The following is a 19412-nucleotide window of genomic DNA, read 5'->3' on the forward strand; positions in this document are numbered from 1 at the left end:
TTAAATGTTTTTACCATGATGTGAATTTGTTTTTTGTTTGAAATTGTAAATAAGGATTTATAGTACCAGACAAAACTCTAAATCCTGGTTGAGGAGAAATAAATGTGTGAGCTAATCTATTTTGTATCGCATGTCTTACATACCTATCGGAATTTATTCCCACTCGATAATTTCCCCAGCCAACATAAGCCCCTCCAAATCGATACTGTCTGCCTCGTTCATCAACTATTCCATTTTTATATTTCTCACCATAATCTCCTATTGATGATTTGCCCATTTGCCAATAATCATAAGGAATTTTGCCCTCAGTAATATCTTTTGGACTATAAAGTGTTTTATTATCATAGTAGCTTTCTTCTAATCTTACTCCTGTAAACAGGTTAAATCCTGCACTAAAATCTCCTATACCAATCGTCATCGCAGCTGTTCTAAATCTATCATTATTATCTCCCAATGTATGGCCAAATGGAGCTCCATCATTTTCATAAGTCATCGAAAAATCTCCACTTGCAAGTCTTATAATACCTGTTTGCTGTTCGTACATACCGCTCCAGATATTAGTTCCCAGCATTAAGCCCAAATTTCCTTCCTTCCCTAAAGTTCCAGCCATTAGAGACTTCCTAAACTCCCATCCGCTTTCTCCACTTCCGGCATGAGCTCCGTAATTCATGATCCCAAAACCCGCCGATATAGCAAAGTCTCCGGCCTGGAAAGTGGCGCTGACATTGGCCCCAAAGCCCACCCCCTTGCCAAAGGCAATACTTGGTGAAAGCCCAAAACTGAAGTTTCCGATATTGATGTTCCACGCAGGCATAATACTGGAAATCACTCCTCCGGCATACTGCCCCAAAAATGAGTATCCACCGGCAAAGAAAAAGGCCCGGATTCAAAAGACCTGTAACTGCTCCTCCCACTGCTCCCATCAGCAAAGCCTTTCCAAAACCACTCCATGTAAAATTCTGCGTAAAAGCAGCCGTTAAAAGGTAAGCTGTTCCTGCAATGGCTGTCCCTACAATAGCACCCCAGATAATCGGGGCAATATAGCTTAAGAAAAAGCCTGCTACAAAAAACTCTCCACTAGGATCATTAAACATCAACGGATTATTCATCACATATCCATACTTATTGTAGTTTTGGGTATTGTATGGGTCCTGGATGTTTTCATCAGCATTTAAGAATCTTCTTAATAAAGGATCATATAGTCTTCCGTTCATGTGGATGATGCCTACTTCCATGAAGTGCTCATGAGAAGTATAGCCTCTTTCCAGCAGTAATCCTCCTTTATTTACTGTTTCCTTAATTTTGTTTATATCCGTTGTAATTAGCCCGTTACCTATTTGAAGGTGAGTCATATTCCCCCAGGCATCAAAGTGTCTTTGCTCCAGCTTATTTCCTGCTTCATCACTGATCGCTAAAATGCTTCCGATATAATCTTTATGCAAAAATTTGTAAGAACCACTGCTCTCCACATAGTTTTTTAAATATACAATATTTGATTCATATGGGGTTCCTCCTATATAAATGATATGTTTTTCTTTTCCTGTAGTATTGTCTTTTACGATTTCATAGCTTCCGTCTTCACTGTAATATTTAGTGAACTTACCTTCTCCATCACTGCTGAAATTTCCTCCATAAGTAACTCTTTGTCTCATGGGCGTCAATCCATACTGGAAGGCGGCATCGCCTTTTTCTCCATCGATAAATACAGGATCGTTATTTTCATTATAAGAAATGCTTTGGATCAGATCATTATTATAATTCTGAACTCCTGCGGCATTCAGGGTCATGCCTGTTGGCTGGTAGATCTTCTGACTGTTTTCAAATTTAATGGTTCCTACCTGGTCGTTTTTGGGTGATTCTTCCTTTGATGTCGTATACATTACGATTGGTTGTAGGTTTTACCCCGGTTACCGGATTTGTCCAATTCACCAACCTGTTGTTGTCATCATAATCAAAGGATTCGGTGATATTGAAGTCTCCTCCGGTGGTTCTGCTTTTCAGCTCATTTTTAATCGCATCGAATGAGTAAGAAAGCTGTAAAATGGAAGGTTTAACAGCGGATGAATGATTCACATTTGTTAAGAAACCATTTGCATCATACGTATTATTAACATCTGCTGCTCCCAGTCTGGATTTTAGCACCTGACCTTTGGCATTGGTTTCTTTCAGCTCCCACAGGGTCTTCCCTGTCACTTTGTCTTTTACCTGGTACAACTCTCCATTCCATGCACTATATACATTTTCTATCTGTATTTTAGTTAATATTCCTGATGAGTAAAGTTGCTTTTCATAAGATATTACTCGTGCTTTATCATCATAAGTAATCCCTTTTTGAATAAAGTATTTCCCATTTCCGCTTTCTGATGAGGAGAGAATTCTTCCCTGAGGATCAAACGTTACATTTGAGCTAAAACTGTTTCCTTTGGAAGTCCCGGATTTGGAAATTACTCGTCCTTTATTATCATAGGTAAAACTAATGGTTTTATTAGTAGTCTGCCCGCCATCTGTGGTAGATAGCTCTTTTTGAGAAATAAGCTGTCCAAGATTATTGTAGATATATTCTTTAGTTCCCTTCGGACTGATTGTCTTTTTAGGCTGTCCAAATCCATCATATTCATATTTGTAAACGCCATTAGAAGGATCATTGAATTCTGATTTCCTTCCCCAGGAGTCATATTTTGTGATGACCGTATTTTCTGCATATTGGGCTTTGATCTGTTCCCCGGCTGCATTATAGGAGAATTGTATGCTTCCTCCTTTATCGGTGGTAGAAACTACATTTCCTAAAGCGTCGGTGGTTTTGGAAGTGGTTCTTCCATAACCGTTCAGCTCTTTAACGGTTGTTATTAAACCGGAAACAGAAGTCTCCATTTGTTTACCATTAAACGCAATAGCCGTTATTTTGGCCGGAAATACAGAATCATCATAGGTCATCGTATTCCATTGGCTCGCACTTTGTCCCTCAAAATAGGGTTCAGACTCTTTTAATTTCCTTCCCAGAATATCATACTGAGTTTCTTTAGAAATATATTTTCCTTGTCCAAATGCTTTGGAAGATATTTTGTATTCCTGTCCGAGTTTATTGGTAAACTTTTTGGAAATATTACCATCAGGGTCATATTGAGTAACCATGATATTGGCATTGTTGTCTCTTTCGTACTGATACGTTGTCGTTCCTGCCAAATTAGTTTTAGAAGTTAATAATTTACCCCAATTATCATAAGTATTGGTGAGAATATTTCCTAAGGGATCAACCTGGGTCAGAATCTGCCCCCAAACGTTGTATACAATACCGGTCTGTAATCCTAAGTTGTCTGTTTTCTTAATGACAAACCTTCCTTTGGGATCATAATCTGCTTTAGTAGTCTGGGTTTGGGAATCCATACTATTGCTTATCGTCTTTTGGGTTATGTTTCCAAAGTCATCGTAAATATAGGTTTCCTGTACGTAACCTGAATTGTCCCTGTTCCAGGTTTTAAGGGTTTTCAACAGGTTGTTTTCGTAGGTGTATTCTTCCCTAGCAGATTTGGTATCACCATAAGCCTGTACTATGTCTGTTTTAGATTTTGGGCGTCCGATGTAATAGTTCGAGCCTGTTCCTGAAGGATTGTGTGTGTAATCAAATGTGGAAGTAGTTACCGCATATCCATTATTAACATTGGATACGGTCTGTATCGGAAGATAATAATTATCGTAGGATACCGTGCTGTTTGTTACTGTATTTGTTAAAAAATCCTTTGTCTTAGTGGTCTTCGGTACAATAGCTGTTACTACTTTGGGCTTATCGTTGTCAGCAACAGAACTTACTACCTGATTATTTAATAATTTATCGGTTTGGTAAGTGATGGATTTAAAACTTAAGAGGTGGGTATTATTTTCAGAAAGATCATCCGGGAAGATCAAACTTTCATTATTAGTCCTTACTGACCATTCTTTTGCCGGCACGCCTTCATTTAATGGATCTATTTCTGCTCCTGTCCAGATTTTGGTGTTTTCAAAACCATCTGCATACCAGGAAGAACGGGCTGTTTGATAGTAGCCTATCATTCCTTTCCCCTGCATATGCATCGTCATTCCCCTGTATCGGAAATCCTGTTTTCTATTTTCTTGTTGAAGCTGTGAAACCGCATGCCCTCTATCTATTCTCGGTAAAGAGAAGTAGGGATATAATTCATTTTTAGGATTCTTATAAAAATTAGGATTTACCGTATTATCCGGAATGATTTCCAGATATTTCGCAGATGTTGTAATACCTCCCTGTGTAATTGATTGTATTCTCTTTAGCTCACCTACTCCGGTAGGAGCTTTAATTTTAAGTACATTATCTTTCCTGAATAAGAAAACATTGTAATAGTTGTTATTGGACCTAATGACATTGGTTATCGGCTGATAGATGGAAAGATCATCATAAGGCTGAACAATATTAAACTGGGGTGGTGTAGGATAGGTGTAAATATTCTGGGTTGTAAAATCTATAGCTCCAAATGAAGCAGCTCCTTTTGAAATCAGTCCATTCACAACAACTCCCATTGTTCTTGACGTTGAATTTAATGAGTTCGAATAGGAGTGAACCTGAACAATATCTGACTTCCCATCGGCATTAAGGTCTGTAATAGAATACATCGTTCTGCTAAATCGTAGCCAAGCCCCATTACTCTGCGTATTTTCATTCTTATACATTAAGAAATCAGGTCTAAAGGCCGTATTAAAACTTTTGCCTGTTCCTATGTAAAACTTCCAGTCATCTTTCCCTATTTTCCCTTCAGTAAGAGGGAGTGCAAAATCAAGCTTTCCATCTCCATTGAAATCCCCGAATAATACAGGAAATCCATTCCCTTTGGTTTCTTCTAAGTTTCCGGTAAACTTAATTTTCTTTAGATATTGATCCGGTGCTGTTTTTACAAATTCAAAGATCGTGTACGCAGTATTCGACACATTAATAATGTCTACTTTACCATCACTGTCAATATCCATATATTTTTGATCCGTATATAAGCTTTCATTAATTCCGGCACCTAAAGTATAAGTAGCAAGAGGACTATTTTGATTCTTTAAATCTACAATGAGATTCCCTGCTGTATAAGAAGCACATTGAAGTATTGAGCATGGAGGAGGTCGATTAGCGATGCCATTGGAAGTAGTATTGTTACAGTTAGGGTCTTGTGCCCAATAACATTCTTCTCTTTTTATAGTAACAAAAATATCAGAGATACCATCTCCGTTACTATCTCCTTCATTTAATGTTGTTGTTATCTTACAACCGGCAGGCGGAGGCTGGCTCCCTCGTATACAATCAGAATCATCGTAAACTAATTTTTCAAAAACTTTAACAAAAGTATTATTTCTGAAAGCATATACAGAAATTTTACCCTTTTCATACTCTGCCACCCCATTACCATTAACAACCTTTCCGGTTTCATCCAGGAATGTGTTAACAACCACAGAGCTTGAATTAAAAATCTTATTGGTTTGAACAACATTAAAATCATCATTAAAAACACCCAGCTTTATAGTTCCATCCGTCATGATAAAATCAAGATAAGCATCTCCATTGAAATCTCCTGTAAACTTAACCTTATCAAATAAAGCCTGACTATCCATATTCCAACCACTGACAGATGTTGGGTTTTGAACAGGATAATTAAATACAACAGGGTTGGCCGGTTCACCTTTGGAATTAGATTCAGTAATCTGTTTAATGTATTGGTATCCTATAGAATCAATGAAATACTCCGGTACATATTTCTTAAAAATCTGCCCGCTTATTTTAACAATAATATCTTTTAAAATTTTTGTTTGGGTAAACAAAGTCCCTGAGCCGTTGATATATGCTCCTTCAGGAATATTTCTGTCATTATAATTAAATACTATTTCATTAAAAGAGGCTGTCCCTAAGTTTTCATTCCCTCCCCAAGTAATAGATCTGATCACATTGACATTATATTCCTGATCATAATTATAATTGATGACATTTCCCTGGGTATCTTTCCACTTTACAATACTAAACCCTAAGCGATTAGTAGCATTATTCCAACCGGGAGCTACTCCTCCATACCAAGCCTGCGAACCGTCTTCAAAAGTTACCTCCCAATATTCAGGCTGCTTCCAGTTTGGAATATTGCCAAGAGACTTAATTTTAATGTTGGAATATTTCTCTGTAACATATTCTGCACCATCCTTTCCATATTCGCCGGATTTCAGGATCAATCTTTGTCCATTGAAACTGTAATAATCCGAATAATCAATCTGGATACTTTTTACTTCTCCATCTTTTTCAATATTCTTTCCTATTCGGGAAATAGCCGTGATTCCTGATAAGTTCCAGCCGTATCCTGCAATTCCGTTTCCTGAATCACTGGAATATACAAGATTAATTTGAGGAGCCACAGATTTTACTCCCGGAGGTAAAGCAATAGGTAAAGTAAACTGCAATTGTCCTCCTCCCGTAACTTCTATATTTCCCTTTGTATCATGGAAGCTTTGTCCTGTCGGAGCAGATGCCCCACTTGGATTATCAGTGCCTGCATTGGAGTCTACAGGGCTTCCTCCTGCATTTTCTGTTGCAGGCCCAATCTTGGCTATAAAAGGATTGGAAATATCAGATTTTGCTATAAATCCCTGTGCAAAAACTACTGATTGTGGATCTTGAACTGTCCTCGACGTGGTTTCTGCCTGATACAGTATCGTCTGTGAGAAGCTTACCACTGAGCATAAAGACAATATAAAGGATGAAATAATTTTCATATTTGTGTTGGATATTTATAAAAGCTAATTGATGAATATCATTGATCGATAGAAATGACTGAATGCAGAGAAAGAGCAATTTCTTGAAGTTCAATGCACCATTTTCAATCCCTTTCCCAATCTTTTATCTTTTGGTAATATTCCTGCCAAAGACTCTTCCGTCCTTCAACGTAAAACGCAAAATATAAACACCCCAATCATAACCGGTCATGCTGATCTTAACCTGCCTATTCAACCCGGGTGCATTTTGCAGTTGAAATTTCCAATGAACCGTACTATGCTGATAGAGCGAAACGGATTCTATCAGTCCGTCTACTTCATTAGTCCAATCAATGGTAAGAATGTCATTAACAGGAACAGGATACAGCCGTATCTGCTTCCAGAAGGCTTTCTCATCCATAACAACAGCAGGCTGGGCCAAAGAAGTAGTTTTAGATTCCGTTTTTGATAAAGTTTCCGGTGTCTGTTTGGCATTGGCATTTATTCCTCTGTATCTTTGGCTTCCGGCTTCATCATATTTGAAGTACACTTCAGCCTGTGAGAAACCAAGAAATCCTATTAATAAAGAAACTAGAGAAAATAGTTTTCTTTTCATATGAATATTTTTATTATTGATTAGATAAAAGTTTCTGAACCTGCTGTTCCAGCTTTTCAATCTTCTCAGATTGGGACTTCAAAGTTTTGTTCTCTTCCTGAAGTTTCTTGATCTCTTTATTTTGTTGTATGGAGTAAAGGGTTAGCTCTTCTATTTTTTCAAGAAGCTTAGCATCCATTTGTGCTATATTAATTCCGTTTTCCATCACTTCCTGTGCAGGCGGGATATCGGGCAAATGCCCTTTTTCTGCAATATACTTTTCAATTTCTTCTAAGGTACGGAGCTGATAATTTTCTCTGAATACATAATCAGCCCAAACATTAGCCTTTACTTCAACTTCTTTAGCATAGACTTTACCATCAATTTTGGCAATAGCATTATTAAAGAATTTAACCCATGTACCATTGGTTCCATCCTGAATGCCTACGTAAGACCCACCATCATTAACATTATTAGGCATCGCAAGAATAATAGTATGGCTTTTCCCAAGGTTTCTTAGCACTGTATCTCCAGTCATACCACCAAAACACCCGTTACATCCGGACTTGGCAATTTGGAATAAACCTACCGAACTGGCAACTTCAAGAAGAGAGTCTCCAGTATTATAAACCCTCAGATTGGAAAGAGGATTAATATCTGTATCACCTAAACCAATTCTTACATTCCCTGTAGGAAGTATACGGATAGACGCTTTATTATTAGCCTTTAGGATTAATGGTTGTCCATCTGTTGTCCCAATAAAATTTATTGCAGGATTGGTTCCTGCATTCCCTGTGGTATTCCAGCTTTGAGCCAATGTAAATGTAGAAACCAACAAAGAAAAGGATAATATCTTAATTTTCATTTATAACAATTTTAAAGTGATTAATTATATAAGATCAATATTGATGTTTTTTTCAAAAAAATATTTTTTATTGTTACAAAATTCAAGAAAATCAGCAAGTTATGAAAGGACAATGTGTCTAAATTAATGCTGAAAAACAGACAATTTATCTAAAAAGAACAATAATTCAAGCTTTTTTAGATATATTTACCCAAAGCACAATACTTATGAAAAATTACCAAAAAAATCTTTTTGACCTACTCCTAAGTGAATCCGAAGGAAAAAAGAATTTGGTTGATGTAATGATTGATAAACTTGCATTATCCAATGATACAGCCTACAGAAGAATTAATGGAAAAAGCCATATTACATTTAATGAGGGAATTACTATGGCCTCACACTTTGGTATTTCCCTAGATTCAATTCATGACTCCAATATCAATAATATTGTTGTAAACAGAGTGCATGATATTTATAATATAGAAGATTTGGAAAAATATTTTGAATTTTCTATTGAGAATCTGAAGAAGATGAAAGAAATTCCAAATGTTGAATTCATTTATGCCGCAAAAGATATTCCACTCTTTTATTTTATGAAGTCTGAACAATTACAAAAATTTAAAATCTATACATGGCTAAAACTAATGGATGCTAATTTCTTTTCACAAAGAATAGATTTTGAAGAGTTTAAAGTTCCTGAAAAAATTAAACAAAAAAGGCCGACAACTTTCTGAAATATATCATAATGTGAGTTCTACAGAAATATGGAGTAATGTTACCATTTATGCTATGCTTGAACAACTCATATATTTTCATCAATTGGAGATGATCAGTACAATCAATGTTCAAAAAAATATGTGATGAAATTTTACATATGTTGAAACTCATAGAGAATGAAGCTCTTAATGAGAAGAAGAATGGACAGGAGGCATACTTTAAACTATATCAGAATGATCTTTTAATTATGAATAATAGTGTTTTTATAAAATTCTTAGATCAGAAAATGCTGTTTTTACCCTATAGTATTCTAAGCTATTATTATACTTTAGATGAGAGGGTTTGTAATAATTATGAAAAAAGCCTCGAACTGATCCTGAAAAACTCGGAACTGCTTTCCGCAAACAATAAAGCCAGAAATATTTTCTTTAACAAAATGTATAATAAAATAGAACAATTAAAAAAAAGTATTCAATTATCTATGTAAAGGCCCCCATCTTATAAAACCGAATGATATGGAGATCTAAAAATCGGGTTATTATCAGCATTACTCCATCAATACTTTACTCTTCAAACATTCTCATCAATTCTCAATATTTTAATACATTTGTTAGAAAACATATTTTCAAATGAATTTCGAGCAGGTCAATCTACATCTTGAAGCCTACAAAGAACACAACCAGATTTTGGATGCGGCCCGGTACCTGATTCATTCTTTTAACCTGGAGCATGAGAATTTTGCAGGGTTTGGATTCAGGCAGGAGCTCTCTCCTACATCAATGCTTCTTACTGCAGAAGGTGAACTGGGAGGACCGCAGACGGTAATGATTCCTAAAAATTTATTTGATTTTGATTTGAATCTTGTGTTGAACATGATCGCCCATGAAATGCTCCATGTAAGACAAAAAGCTCCGGGACAAGTGATAGAAGACAAAAATGAGCGGGAGTTTCAGGCCTATTATGAGATGCTTTTTCATAAAGTTTTCCCACAGATTCCTGAGGTTTCAGACTTTCACAAAAAATTCTTCGGCGGCAAAGCCCTGGAATATTATAGAAGAATGGGTGAAGGCTCCGAATTACAACAAAAATATGCAGAACAGAAAACAGAAGTAGAACATTTAATAAACACCTTACCATGAATGTAAAACCAGATATAACCTGGGCAGATTTTGAAAAAATAGACATCCGGTGCGGAACCATTCTATCCGTTAATGATTTTGAAAAAGCAAGAAACCCATCATATCAGTTGGAAATAGATTTTGGGGAATTAGGTATCAGAAAATCATCCGCACAGATTACATCACTATACAAAAAAGAAGATTTGATAGGGAAACAGATTTTAGCCGTTGTTAATTTTCCTAAAAAGCAGATCGCCAATTTTTTCAGTGAATGCCTTGTTTTAGGATTATATGGAGAAGATAAAAAGGATGTTACCCTTTTAACCCCTTCTCTGCCTACAAAAAACGGCATGCAGGTAGGATAATAATTACAATTTAAAAATGAATTAACTTTATGAAACTCTTACAAGGGCTTATAGTATTTAACCTGAGTTTGGGTTTAGAAAGTAAGGATGGAAGCTGGAAGTTACTTTCAGTCATAATTAACACCATTAATTACTTTAAAAAAGATAAAACAGATAAATGGTTATTTTATTACCTCCGTAACTTCCATCTTCTATTCCTTAACTTCAAAATTGATTACATCAGAATTCCTCATTCCGGGCTGAGGTTATTTAAGATAACCTTTATTGATGTAAGGTTTTTGTACCCAGATCAGTGATCTGTCCGAAAGTTACAGATACAGGTCCGGAGTTTTCATCAACGTATCCTGTACCATTTGACGCATCATAGGAAACGGTATAGCTTCCCTGAGAAAGTCCCGAAAACATAAAAAAATCCATCAGGATTCGGAATAGCCGTGGCAATAGTATCCGATGCCATTATGGCATGAACCACTGCTTTGGCAGCTTGCGGCTGAACGTAACCTTTTATTTGTCCATTGGTAAGTTCAGAAAAGGTTCTGATCACAGGTTTTAAAATATAGGCACCGTTTCCTGTTGTAACAATAGATCTACCAGCATCAAAATCGATCCATACATTATAGGCTCCGTTCGCAGCTAGTGTCTGATGCCAGTTAAACTTCAATCCACTCTGTTGAGCAGATGGGGTTTGCAGCGGGTGAGTTACTCCATTTACAACCAAAGTGTTATTAGGTCCCAGCACCATTCTCATCTGGGAAACATTTCCTTCCGGGAGTACGGCCTGTCCTAAAACCACATCGGTTCCGTTTTTAAAATTAAGGAGGTTATACACTCCCGGCTTTGGAAAATTCAATGCGGTCCACTCTCCGTTACTGTTGATTTCAATTCTTTGAATATCAATATTAACAGCGTCATACATAGCAGGACCATCGGTAAGCCTTACATTCACTGTAGCAGTACCTTTTTCATCAGAATCATTACATGACGCTAACAATAGTAAGCAAATACTGCTTCCTATAATGAATAAATTCTTCATAAGCTTAAATTTTATGTATAATAAAAACGTTTTGGATAATTGGTTTATTATGTCATATATTTCGGTTATAAAAAACAAAAAATGATCCAAAACATCCCCTTAGAAAGAGTTTTATTTCTTGATATTGAGACCGTTCCTCAAGCAGGCTCCTGGAGCGAGTTGTCTGAAACCGACCGGTACCTCTGGGATAAAAAAACAAAGTTTCAGAGGAAAGAAGATGTTTCTGCAGAGGAATTTTATGAAAGAGCCGGCATAATGGCCGAGTTTGGAAAGATTATCTGTATTACCATAGGAATGCTTGAAAAAAATGAGACTTTAAAGATTAAAAGCTTTTATGGTCACGATGAGAAAAAAATGCTTCAGGAATTTGGAGAAATCTTCAACAGCCCTAGACTTTATAATGTGATCCTTTGTGCCCACAACGGAAAAGAATTTGATTTCCCGTGGATTGCCCGGCGCTATCTCATCAATGGAATGCAACCACCGGCACCGTTTCAGATGTTTGGAAAGAAACCCTGGGAAATTCCCCACATCGATACGATGGAACTATGGAAGTTCGGGGATTATAAAAGTTTTGTATCATTAGAATTACTGGCTCATGTCTTTGGTATTCCCACTCCGAAGGATGATATTGACGGCTCAATGGTTTCATCAATTTACTACATAGAAAAAGACTTGCAGCGAATTGTAGACTATTGTGAAAAAGATGTCTTAACTTTGGCAAATATTTTCCGGCGTATGCGCCAGGAAGATTTGTTGAAAAGGAATATCAATCTAGATTAAAAAATGAAATTTACAGACGATCAAATTGCTGACATTGGTGAGGAAATCATCAGCGTTCTAAAAACCGTATATGACCCCGAAATTCCGGTAGATATCTACGAACTAGGGCTGATTTATGATGTACAGATCTCCGATGATGCCGATGTAAAAATTATAATGACCCTTACCACTCCCAATTGTCCGGTAGCGGAAACACTTCCACAAGAAGTAAAAGATAAAGTAGGAGAAGTAGAACATGTAAAAAGTGTTGACCTCGAACTTACCTTTGAACCAAGCTGGAATAAGGATATGATGAGTGAAGAGGCAAAATTTGAATTGGGAATGCTATAATAGGCCAGAAGCTGGAAGAGGGAGGCAGGAAGTTAGTGTTGTTCGATATAATTTCTAACAATTATTTGGCAGAAACTATATTAACAACATAGATTCAATTCTTCTGTAACCTCAAGGATTTTTCTCTTCCAGCATCTTGCTTCCTTCAAATATTATTTTGCAATTTCTTTTCCTTCTCTTCTGCTCCATTCGCTCCATGAACCTACATAAAGATTTGGGATATCAAATCCTGCATACGTTAGGGCTAAAATGGTATGACATGCCGTTACTCCTGAACCACAATGAATAATCAGATTTTCAGGTTTATTTTCCAGTAATTGGTTGTATTTTTTCCTTAGCATTTCAGGACTTAGGAATAATCCGTTCTCATCCAGATTTTCTGAAAAAGGAATATTAATAGCTCCCGGAATATGCCCGGCAACCAGGTCAATAGGTTCGGATTCTCCTCTGTATCGATAGGCATCTCTTACATCAATAACGGTTGAAGAATCCTTTTGTAATTCATTTTCAACATCTTCCAGGGTTGAAGTCGGAAGAGACCAACTTTCTTTTGTAATCAGTGAAGCCTTGTCAAAAATTTCCTCTCCTGATGAAAATGGAATTCCGTTTTTTTCTGCAGCCTGCATTCCTCCATCGAGAACCTGCACCTTTTCAAATCCAAAAGCTTTCAGCATCCACCAGGCCCTTGCCGCAGCATTGGATCCGTTTTTATCATCATAAACCACAATACGAGCCCCTTCTGATATACCCAGGTTTGAAAGCGTTTCTGCAAATTTTTCTATACTTGGAAGTGGGTGTCTTCCTCCAAAGGCTGCGTCGTCTCCTATCTCTGCAAGATCTTTATCCAAATCGATGAATCTGGCTCCTTTGATATGCTTTTCAAGGTAATTTTGACGAATATCTTTTCCCGTTCTTGCGTCAAGGATGATCAGATTTTCCGAAGAGAGTGCCTTTAATTCAGATGGTGAAATAATGGGAAGCATTTTGTTGATTTTTTGGGTTTGAATTAATCAGGTTTTGGCTAAAGCCAATGGTTTTCATATAGAGTAAGAAAGTCTACTTCGACTATGCTCAGGATTATACCTGCATTAGTATTCTTTTATTTCACGCAGATCTCGCCAATTTCGCAGAGAAAATCTGCTTAATCCGTAAAATCTGCGTGAGATTCATTTTCTTATTCATTTTTAAAAATGAAAAAATATCTTTTGCTTTATTATAAGAGCTTTCAAAGTTGAGCAGGTTTAGTTTATGATCTACCTTTTCAACGCTCATAAAGTTAATAACCTGCTCTGTAGGCATATTTCCTACAAGATCGTCCTTGGCCATCGGGCAACCGCCAATTCCTTTAATCGCGCTGTCAAATCTTCTGCAGCCTTTATCATAAGCTGCTTTCAATTTGGAATAAGAATCTTCGTAACGGTTGTGAAAATGTCCACCAAAATTGATTGCAGGATATTTGGATGGGATTTTTTCAAATAAAAGAGCAATGGTTTCCGGAGTTGCCACTCCTGTTGTATCCGAAAGTAAGATATCTTTCACCCCGATTTCTGAAAATCGCTGTGCCCACTGGTCTACATCTTCCCATTTCCACATTTCACCGTAAGGGTTTCCAAAAGCCATGGAAAAGTAGATATTCAGTTGTTTTCCTTCACTTTTTACCAGATCAAGCATTCTGATAATTTCATCAAAAGCTTCTTCCTGGCTCTTGTTGGTATTTCTATGCTGAAAAGTTTCAGAAATAGAAAAAGGGAATCCAAGAATATCCACCGACTGGTGCTTCAAAGCTTTTTCTGCTCCTCTATAATTTCCGATAATCGCAGAAACTTTCGTCTTGGAGCGGGATTTATCAATATTTTCTGCCACCTCATCAGAGTCAGCCATCTGAGGGATTGCTTTTGGAGAAACAAAACTCAGACAGTCCAATACATCAAAACCAACATCCATTAAAGAGTTGATATAATCTATTTTTTTATTGGTAGGGATGAACTCTCCCCACCCCTGCATGGCATCTCTAGGACATTCGGTAAGAAACATTTTTACTTTTTGATTTTCTCAAATATAATAAAACTAAATAATTTGGTATCCGGCACATACAAATCTATCATTATTTTGATTTTCAATCCTTTATATCTGATTTAAAATTTCAATCATCAATATTCATATCCACAGAAGTAACCCAGAAAGCCTAATGAAGCATTTTTACCTGACTATTTGATCTAAAAATATTTATAGTAAAGCTTTCATGATGGATATAAGGCTCATCACGATAACTACTACTCCTACTACCACAAACATTTTTTTAGCGGGAAGGCGGGAAGTAAGCATTGCCGAAAAGGGAGCGGTAAACACTCCACCCAAAAGAAGTCCCAATACAATATTCCAGTGATGGATTCCGATGGTGAAAATAAAAGTGATGGCACTGACTACTGTCAATAAAAATTTAGCCATTGTTGAACTTCCTACGACATATCTGGGAGTTCTTCCTTCTTTAATCAGAGTTCCGGTTACCAATGGCCCCCATCCTCCGCCTGCAAAGGAATCAATAAACCCGCCAACCAAACCCAAAACTCTAAGGTTTGTTCTTTTATGACGTCTGGAAGAATTCGCCGTTTTCCCTTTTTTCTTAAAAGCATTTCTAAGAATGTTGATTCCTAAATACAAAGTATAACAGGCGATTACAGGTTTTACAATATGAGCATAATATTCCCCGAAATGCGATAATGCAAAAGCACCGATAAATGCACCTAAAGCTGCCACAGGAAATAAAACCAACACCATTTTTTTGTTGACATTCCCTATTTTAAAATGACTGATACTTCCGGCTGCAGAAGTAAATGATTCAGCGGAGTGAATACTTGCACTGATGACAGGAGGTGGTACATTGAGTAACATTAGTATCGTTGTACATATGACACCATACCCCATTCCCATAGATCCGGCAACAATTTCGGCCAGAAACCCTGCCAGTAACATCCAGTAAAATATATACCCATCCTTGCTAAGAAAAACCTGAAGGTCTCCCGACAGATTAAATTGATAGATAATTAACGCCAAAACAGCCACAAGAATGAAAACTCCTATGATTCCCAAATAGATATTCGCTCGTCTCTGTGCGTTTTTGGTAATGCTGATCAGCTTTTCCATTTCCAGTTTTGTTCTATGGTCCGGATTGTCTTTTTCTTCCAGGTACTGCGTTGTCAGTTTATTCAGTGTCTTAACTTTTTCATCAAAGTTTCCTTGCAGCCGATTTCTGATACTCTGCATATTATCAAGCAACCCATTCATATCTTCATCAGGGATGGTTTCTGTTAGCATCTCCCGCAGTCTCTTGGCAATCGTGGGAGATTTACCATTCGTGGAAATTGCAATTTTAAGATTTCCTTTTCGGACAATAGATCCTAAGTAAAAATCACACAATCCGGGCTTGTCTGCGATATTCACAAGCAGGTTGTTCTGATGGGCTTCTTTTCGGATCTGTTCTGCCAGTTCAATATCATTCACTGCTGCAATCACGAGATCTGTATTTTCAAAATCTTGGTCTGCATATGGTCTTTCGTGAAGTTCCAGATTAGGAAACTGTTGGGGCAAGGTTTTAATTTCATCATTAATTTCTTTACCTACCAATTTTAATCTTAGTTTCCGGAGCATTGGTAAGAACCGACTGAAGCTTTTCCAAAGCGATATTGCCTCCACCAATAATCAACAGAGATAATTCTTCGAGTTTTAAAAAAATGGGATATAACGTATTGCTCATCTTACCGAAAGTTTTAAGTCATAAGTAACTGCCAGATAATATAATCCGCCAATTTCAGGCCCGGCAGCATATTGAAAGTAACGACGGTTCAGCAAATTCGTTGCTCCGATTTTTACATTTGCATTGATTTCAGGAATTCGCCAGGTTGCTTGTGCATCAATGGTATAATAAGCCGGAATTTCTCCTGAAGCCAAAGGGCTTTCCCACTGAAACTTATTTTGCCATCTTGCTGCCAGCGTAAATCCGATATTCTTTACAATTTCCCTGTTTCCTATACTTACATTCACAGCCCATTTTGGGGTATTGAAAGCCGTTATAAAAAGATCGGAAGTATTGGAAGATACTAAGTCGTTATAAGATACATTTGCATTGATATTATAATTTTTTACCACATTGTAGCGAACGCCCAAAGAAGTTCCTAAACTTTTATAAACACTTGTACTATTGGTATATACTCTATATCGATCCTGTTTGCTTCGATCCAGCATATCCAAAACAGCATTATCGCTTCCTATCTTTCCGTTTTTGGGAACCGCTACTTCTACCTGTCCTAGAAAACCTTCATACATGTTGTAATAAAAATCCCAATCAATGACCAGCTTTCCATTGAACAATGATGATTTATAACCTACTTCAAAAGAATTTACTTTTTCAGGTTGTAGCTTTTGTAAGTCTGCTGCAACCAAAAGGGTTCTGTTCTTTAATGCTGCCTGGTTTTGGTTTCCTCCGGCATCTGCTTCTTTATTAACAGCAGAAGTAAACTGATCGATAGAAGCTAAGGTATAAGAGTTCTCAAGATATCCCAAGCCTTCATTCGCTTTTTCAAGGCCTCCTACTCTTCTTACATTCCCGTTGTTTACAAAAGATAATGCTTCAAATAATGACGGGAACCGATATCCGTTTTGAAAAGAAACCCTGAAATTATGTTGTTTCACAGGAGAGTAAACGATACTTACCCTTGGATTAAGCTTTGTTTCAAACTCCGGATTTCTGTCTACCCTTAAGGCAAAGTTTATTTTTAATTGATCTTCAAAGAAAAGCTTGGTAAGCTGAATAAACGCCCCATATTTCTGGTAGATTACATTTTTCCCGAATGTACCATCTGCCAGAGGAATATTTCTCTCATTAACCGGTCTTGTAAAGTCAACAAAGTTATTCCCATCCGGAGTAATGCTGTACAAACGGTAATCTGCTCCCGCTAATAAACTGAATACCTTTACCAGCCTTGTAAAGTCATAAGTCATTTCTCCCTGATAGAAGTGAGATTTCTGTTCAAGTTTAGCCCCTCCTGTTGCGGGAGCACCTGCAATTCCCGCATTGGCGGAGTCCCAGTTATTAATTCCGATGATGGTATTTTTCAATTGTTCAAAAGCGGCTGTTCCGGGAACAACACGGTTTTTATCTGCAGCCTGACGTGCCAGTATCATGGCATCATTCAGAGTAACCCCTGCATTAAGCCTGTCTTGTAGGGTATTTTGAAAAATAGTTTTCCAATTGGTATTGGAAAGATTCGTCAGATCAAGATTATCGGCTAAGGGTTTAAGGTTATAAGAATCACCTGTATTTTCAATCGACATATACGCTCTGAATGTAAGCTCTTTCCCCGTAAGTTCCACTTTATGATTCTGGACGGTTGCGTTTTGAAGACGGATTTTGTTTCCTCTCTGGAAAGTTCCGTCCAGCAATCCATAGCGATAAACATAGGAAGCCTTCCATTGGTCTCCAAAGCGGTAATACAATCCTGCATCAAACTTAATATTCTTTACTTCAGGACTTACAAGGTCTTTTTCATAATATCCCGTCCTCGATACGTTGAAAGTGGTTGGCTTTCCGTTATAATTTACTTTTACCGTTGTACGGTTGTTTCTTTCGTCTCCATATTTATTCCAAAGGTCTTCAGCGGGATTATTGGTGAAAGCAAACTGAGGGTTGGCTGTAATGAATGAGTTAGGATTCTGATCGGTGTGATTATCTGAAACCCAGTCTACTCCACTGAGGTAAGATGCATTAACTTTTACGGCCCAGTTTTTATTCAATACTTTAGCTATCCTTATCGCACTTTCACCCAAGGGGGCTGTTGTATGATTGATATGATCCACATGGTTCACTCCTCCTTTGAAATAAAGGCTTATTCCTTCCGAAGTAAAAGGGTCTTTGGTCTGAAGGCTGGCCAAGCCGTTCACAGCATTCATTCCGTAAAGAGCTGATGCTGCTCCCGGAGTGATTTCCATGGATTGAATATCAAGTTCTGTAGGACCAATGGCATTACCCAATGGAACACCTAATGTTGCTGACTGTACATCCACCCCATCTACCAGCTGCATAAACCGGAAGTTATTCGGAGAGTTGAATCCTCTTGAGTTGGGAACTTTTAAAGTAAGACTTGACGTTAAAAGCTGTAATCCTTTGACGTTCTCTAATGTTTCATAAAACGATGCTGCAGGACTTTCACGGATGGTTTTAATATCAATTTTTTCAATGGCGACCGGAGACCTCAACACTTTTTCAGGAACCCGGGAGGCAGAGATAACCACTTCATTGATGATGGTATTCTGAGGATTTAATTCTATCGCGATTTTGTTGGACAATGAAAGGATTTCAAAAGTCCGGGTGGTAAAGCCTTCTTTTTCGATCACAATCCTGAAAGGAATTTTCACCCGGGTCCTTAAATTAAAATTCCCTTCAGGGTCTGTAGTCGCCATATCTTCAGTATTTTCAGCTTTGATCTGAGCTCCGGCAATTCCTTTATGAGAGTCGGTATTTTTAATGGTTCCGGTTACTTCAATAAGCTGCTGTGCCTGCGTAAGACCTGTCAGTAAAAATGTAAATAGGACAAAATATATTTTCTTTTGGAGGTATTCATGGGATTTATGTTTCATGGAGGTGTGTGTTTTAGAGTTAACAAAATGATTATGTGGTCATTAAAAGACAACACATACACATTCGTTTCTCTAAAACAGGCAGAGATTGATTTTTAATTTTCTGTCTTCGATGAAGAGTTGTAATCATATATTAATATTTTCGGTTCTGTTCGTTTATTAAAAACACTGTTAATCAAACAATTAACCACAACAGTCACAAAAGTTTCTATTTTAGAACACTTTAGTCCACATAAGTAAGTTTAAAAAGAACTGCATAAGAAGTTCACAT

17 protein-coding genes are annotated in these 19412 nt (G+C 37.2%); 6 read left to right on the forward strand and 11 right to left on the reverse strand.

Translation table 11 applies throughout. From position 1 onward, the window contains the following. Positions 1–10 precede the first annotated feature (10 nt). The 5 genes from HX13_RS22130 to HX13_RS14450 form a co-directional block, all read right to left on the reverse strand. A complete protein-coding gene (locus HX13_RS22130) occupies positions 11–691 on the reverse strand; it encodes a polymorphic toxin type 23 domain-containing protein (RefSeq protein WP_238555410.1) in 681 nt (226 codons plus the stop codon). Further along, entirely contained in the window at positions 621–1880 is a 1260-nt protein-coding gene (locus tag HX13_RS24450) for an RHS repeat domain-containing protein (RefSeq protein WP_238555365.1), read from the reverse strand. The genes HX13_RS22130 and HX13_RS24450 overlap by 71 nt, the downstream gene beginning before the upstream one ends. Continuing rightward, entirely contained in the window at positions 1825–6744 is a 4920-nt protein-coding gene (locus HX13_RS24455) for a SpvB/TcaC N-terminal domain-containing protein (RefSeq protein ID WP_238555366.1), read from the reverse strand. The genes HX13_RS24450 and HX13_RS24455 overlap by 56 nt, the downstream gene beginning before the upstream one ends. A gap of 124 nt (positions 6745–6868) precedes the next feature. Further along, the gene (locus HX13_RS14445; RefSeq protein WP_050021883.1) at positions 6869–7339 is read right to left on the reverse strand and encodes a hypothetical protein; all 471 of its coding nucleotides are present in this window, start codon (positions 7337–7339) and stop codon (positions 6869–6871) included. Positions 7340–7352: 13 nt separating this feature from the next. Further along, positions 7353–8183: a hypothetical protein gene (locus tag HX13_RS14450; RefSeq protein ID WP_050021693.1), complete on the reverse strand. Its 831-nt coding sequence runs from the start codon at positions 8181–8183 to the stop codon at positions 7353–7355. Between the two features lie 206 nt (positions 8184–8389). Between HX13_RS14450 and HX13_RS14455 the strand changes: the two genes are divergently transcribed. The 4 genes from HX13_RS14455 to HX13_RS14470 all read left to right on the forward strand — a co-directional run bounded on the left by HX13_RS14455 (position 8390) and on the right by HX13_RS14470 (position 10362). Further along, positions 8390–8896 carry a hypothetical protein gene (locus HX13_RS14455; RefSeq protein ID WP_050021694.1) on the forward strand — a complete coding sequence of 169 codons (507 nt, stop codon included), beginning with the start codon at positions 8390–8392 and terminating at the stop codon, positions 8894–8896. 140 nt (positions 8897–9036) lie between these two features. After that, the gene (locus HX13_RS14460) at positions 9037–9366 is read left to right on the forward strand and encodes a hypothetical protein (protein WP_128572430.1); all 330 of its coding nucleotides are present in this window, start codon (positions 9037–9039) and stop codon (positions 9364–9366) included. A 142-nt stretch (positions 9367–9508) separates the two neighbouring features. Continuing rightward, positions 9509–10018, forward strand: coding sequence for a hypothetical protein (locus tag HX13_RS14465; protein ID WP_050021696.1), 510 nt, complete (start codon positions 9509–9511; stop codon positions 10016–10018). Beyond that, positions 10015–10362, forward strand: coding sequence for a tRNA-binding protein (locus HX13_RS14470; RefSeq protein WP_050021697.1), 348 nt, complete (start codon positions 10015–10017; stop codon positions 10360–10362). Before HX13_RS14465 ends, HX13_RS14470 begins: the two co-directional genes overlap by 4 nt. Positions 10363–10723: 361 nt before the next feature. Here HX13_RS14470 and HX13_RS14480 read toward each other — a convergent pair whose 3' ends face one another. After that, positions 10724–11395 carry a DUF4382 domain-containing protein gene (locus tag HX13_RS14480; RefSeq protein ID WP_128572431.1) on the reverse strand — a complete coding sequence of 224 codons (672 nt, stop codon included), beginning with the start codon at positions 11393–11395 and terminating at the stop codon, positions 10724–10726. A gap of 81 nt (positions 11396–11476) precedes the next feature. Between HX13_RS14480 and HX13_RS14485 the strand changes: the two genes are divergently transcribed. Both HX13_RS14485 and HX13_RS14490 read left to right on the forward strand, forming a co-directional pair. Further along, entirely contained in the window at positions 11477–12178 is a 702-nt protein-coding gene (locus HX13_RS14485) for a 3'-5' exonuclease (protein WP_050021884.1), read from the forward strand. A 3-nt stretch (positions 12179–12181) separates the two neighbouring features. Then, a complete protein-coding gene (locus HX13_RS14490) occupies positions 12182–12508 on the forward strand; it encodes an SUF system Fe-S cluster assembly protein (RefSeq protein WP_050021700.1) in 327 nt (108 codons plus the stop codon). 152 nt (positions 12509–12660) lie between these two features. On the opposite strand, the gene HX13_RS14495 is transcribed toward HX13_RS14490, so the two are convergent. The 5 genes from HX13_RS14495 to HX13_RS14510 all read right to left on the reverse strand — a co-directional run bounded on the left by HX13_RS14495 (position 12661) and on the right by HX13_RS14510 (position 19141). Continuing rightward, the gene (locus HX13_RS14495) at positions 12661–13491 is read right to left on the reverse strand and encodes a sulfurtransferase (RefSeq protein WP_050021701.1); all 831 of its coding nucleotides are present in this window, start codon (positions 13489–13491) and stop codon (positions 12661–12663) included. Positions 13492–13612: 121 nt separating this feature from the next. Further along, on the reverse strand, positions 13613–14542 hold the full coding sequence (locus HX13_RS14500; protein ID WP_238555367.1) for a hydroxymethylglutaryl-CoA lyase: 930 nt from the start codon (positions 14540–14542) through the stop codon (positions 13613–13615). 192 nt (positions 14543–14734) lie between these two features. After that, positions 14735–16132, reverse strand: coding sequence for a TSUP family transporter (locus HX13_RS25635; protein WP_262483555.1), 1398 nt, complete (start codon positions 16130–16132; stop codon positions 14735–14737). After that, the gene (locus tag HX13_RS25640) at positions 16122–16262 is read right to left on the reverse strand and encodes an NAD(P)-dependent oxidoreductase (RefSeq protein ID WP_262483556.1); all 141 of its coding nucleotides are present in this window, start codon (positions 16260–16262) and stop codon (positions 16122–16124) included. The genes HX13_RS25635 and HX13_RS25640 overlap by 11 nt, the downstream gene beginning before the upstream one ends. Continuing rightward, positions 16259–19141, reverse strand: coding sequence for a TonB-dependent receptor (locus HX13_RS14510; protein ID WP_050021702.1), 2883 nt, complete (start codon positions 19139–19141; stop codon positions 16259–16261). Before HX13_RS14510 ends, HX13_RS25640 begins: the two co-directional genes overlap by 4 nt. Between the last annotated feature and the right edge of the window lie 271 nt (positions 19142–19412).

It is taken from the genome of Chryseobacterium sp. P1-3 (genome assembly GCF_000738495.1).
Taxonomy (GTDB): Bacteria; Bacteroidota; Bacteroidia; order Flavobacteriales; family Weeksellaceae; genus Chryseobacterium; species Chryseobacterium gallinarum.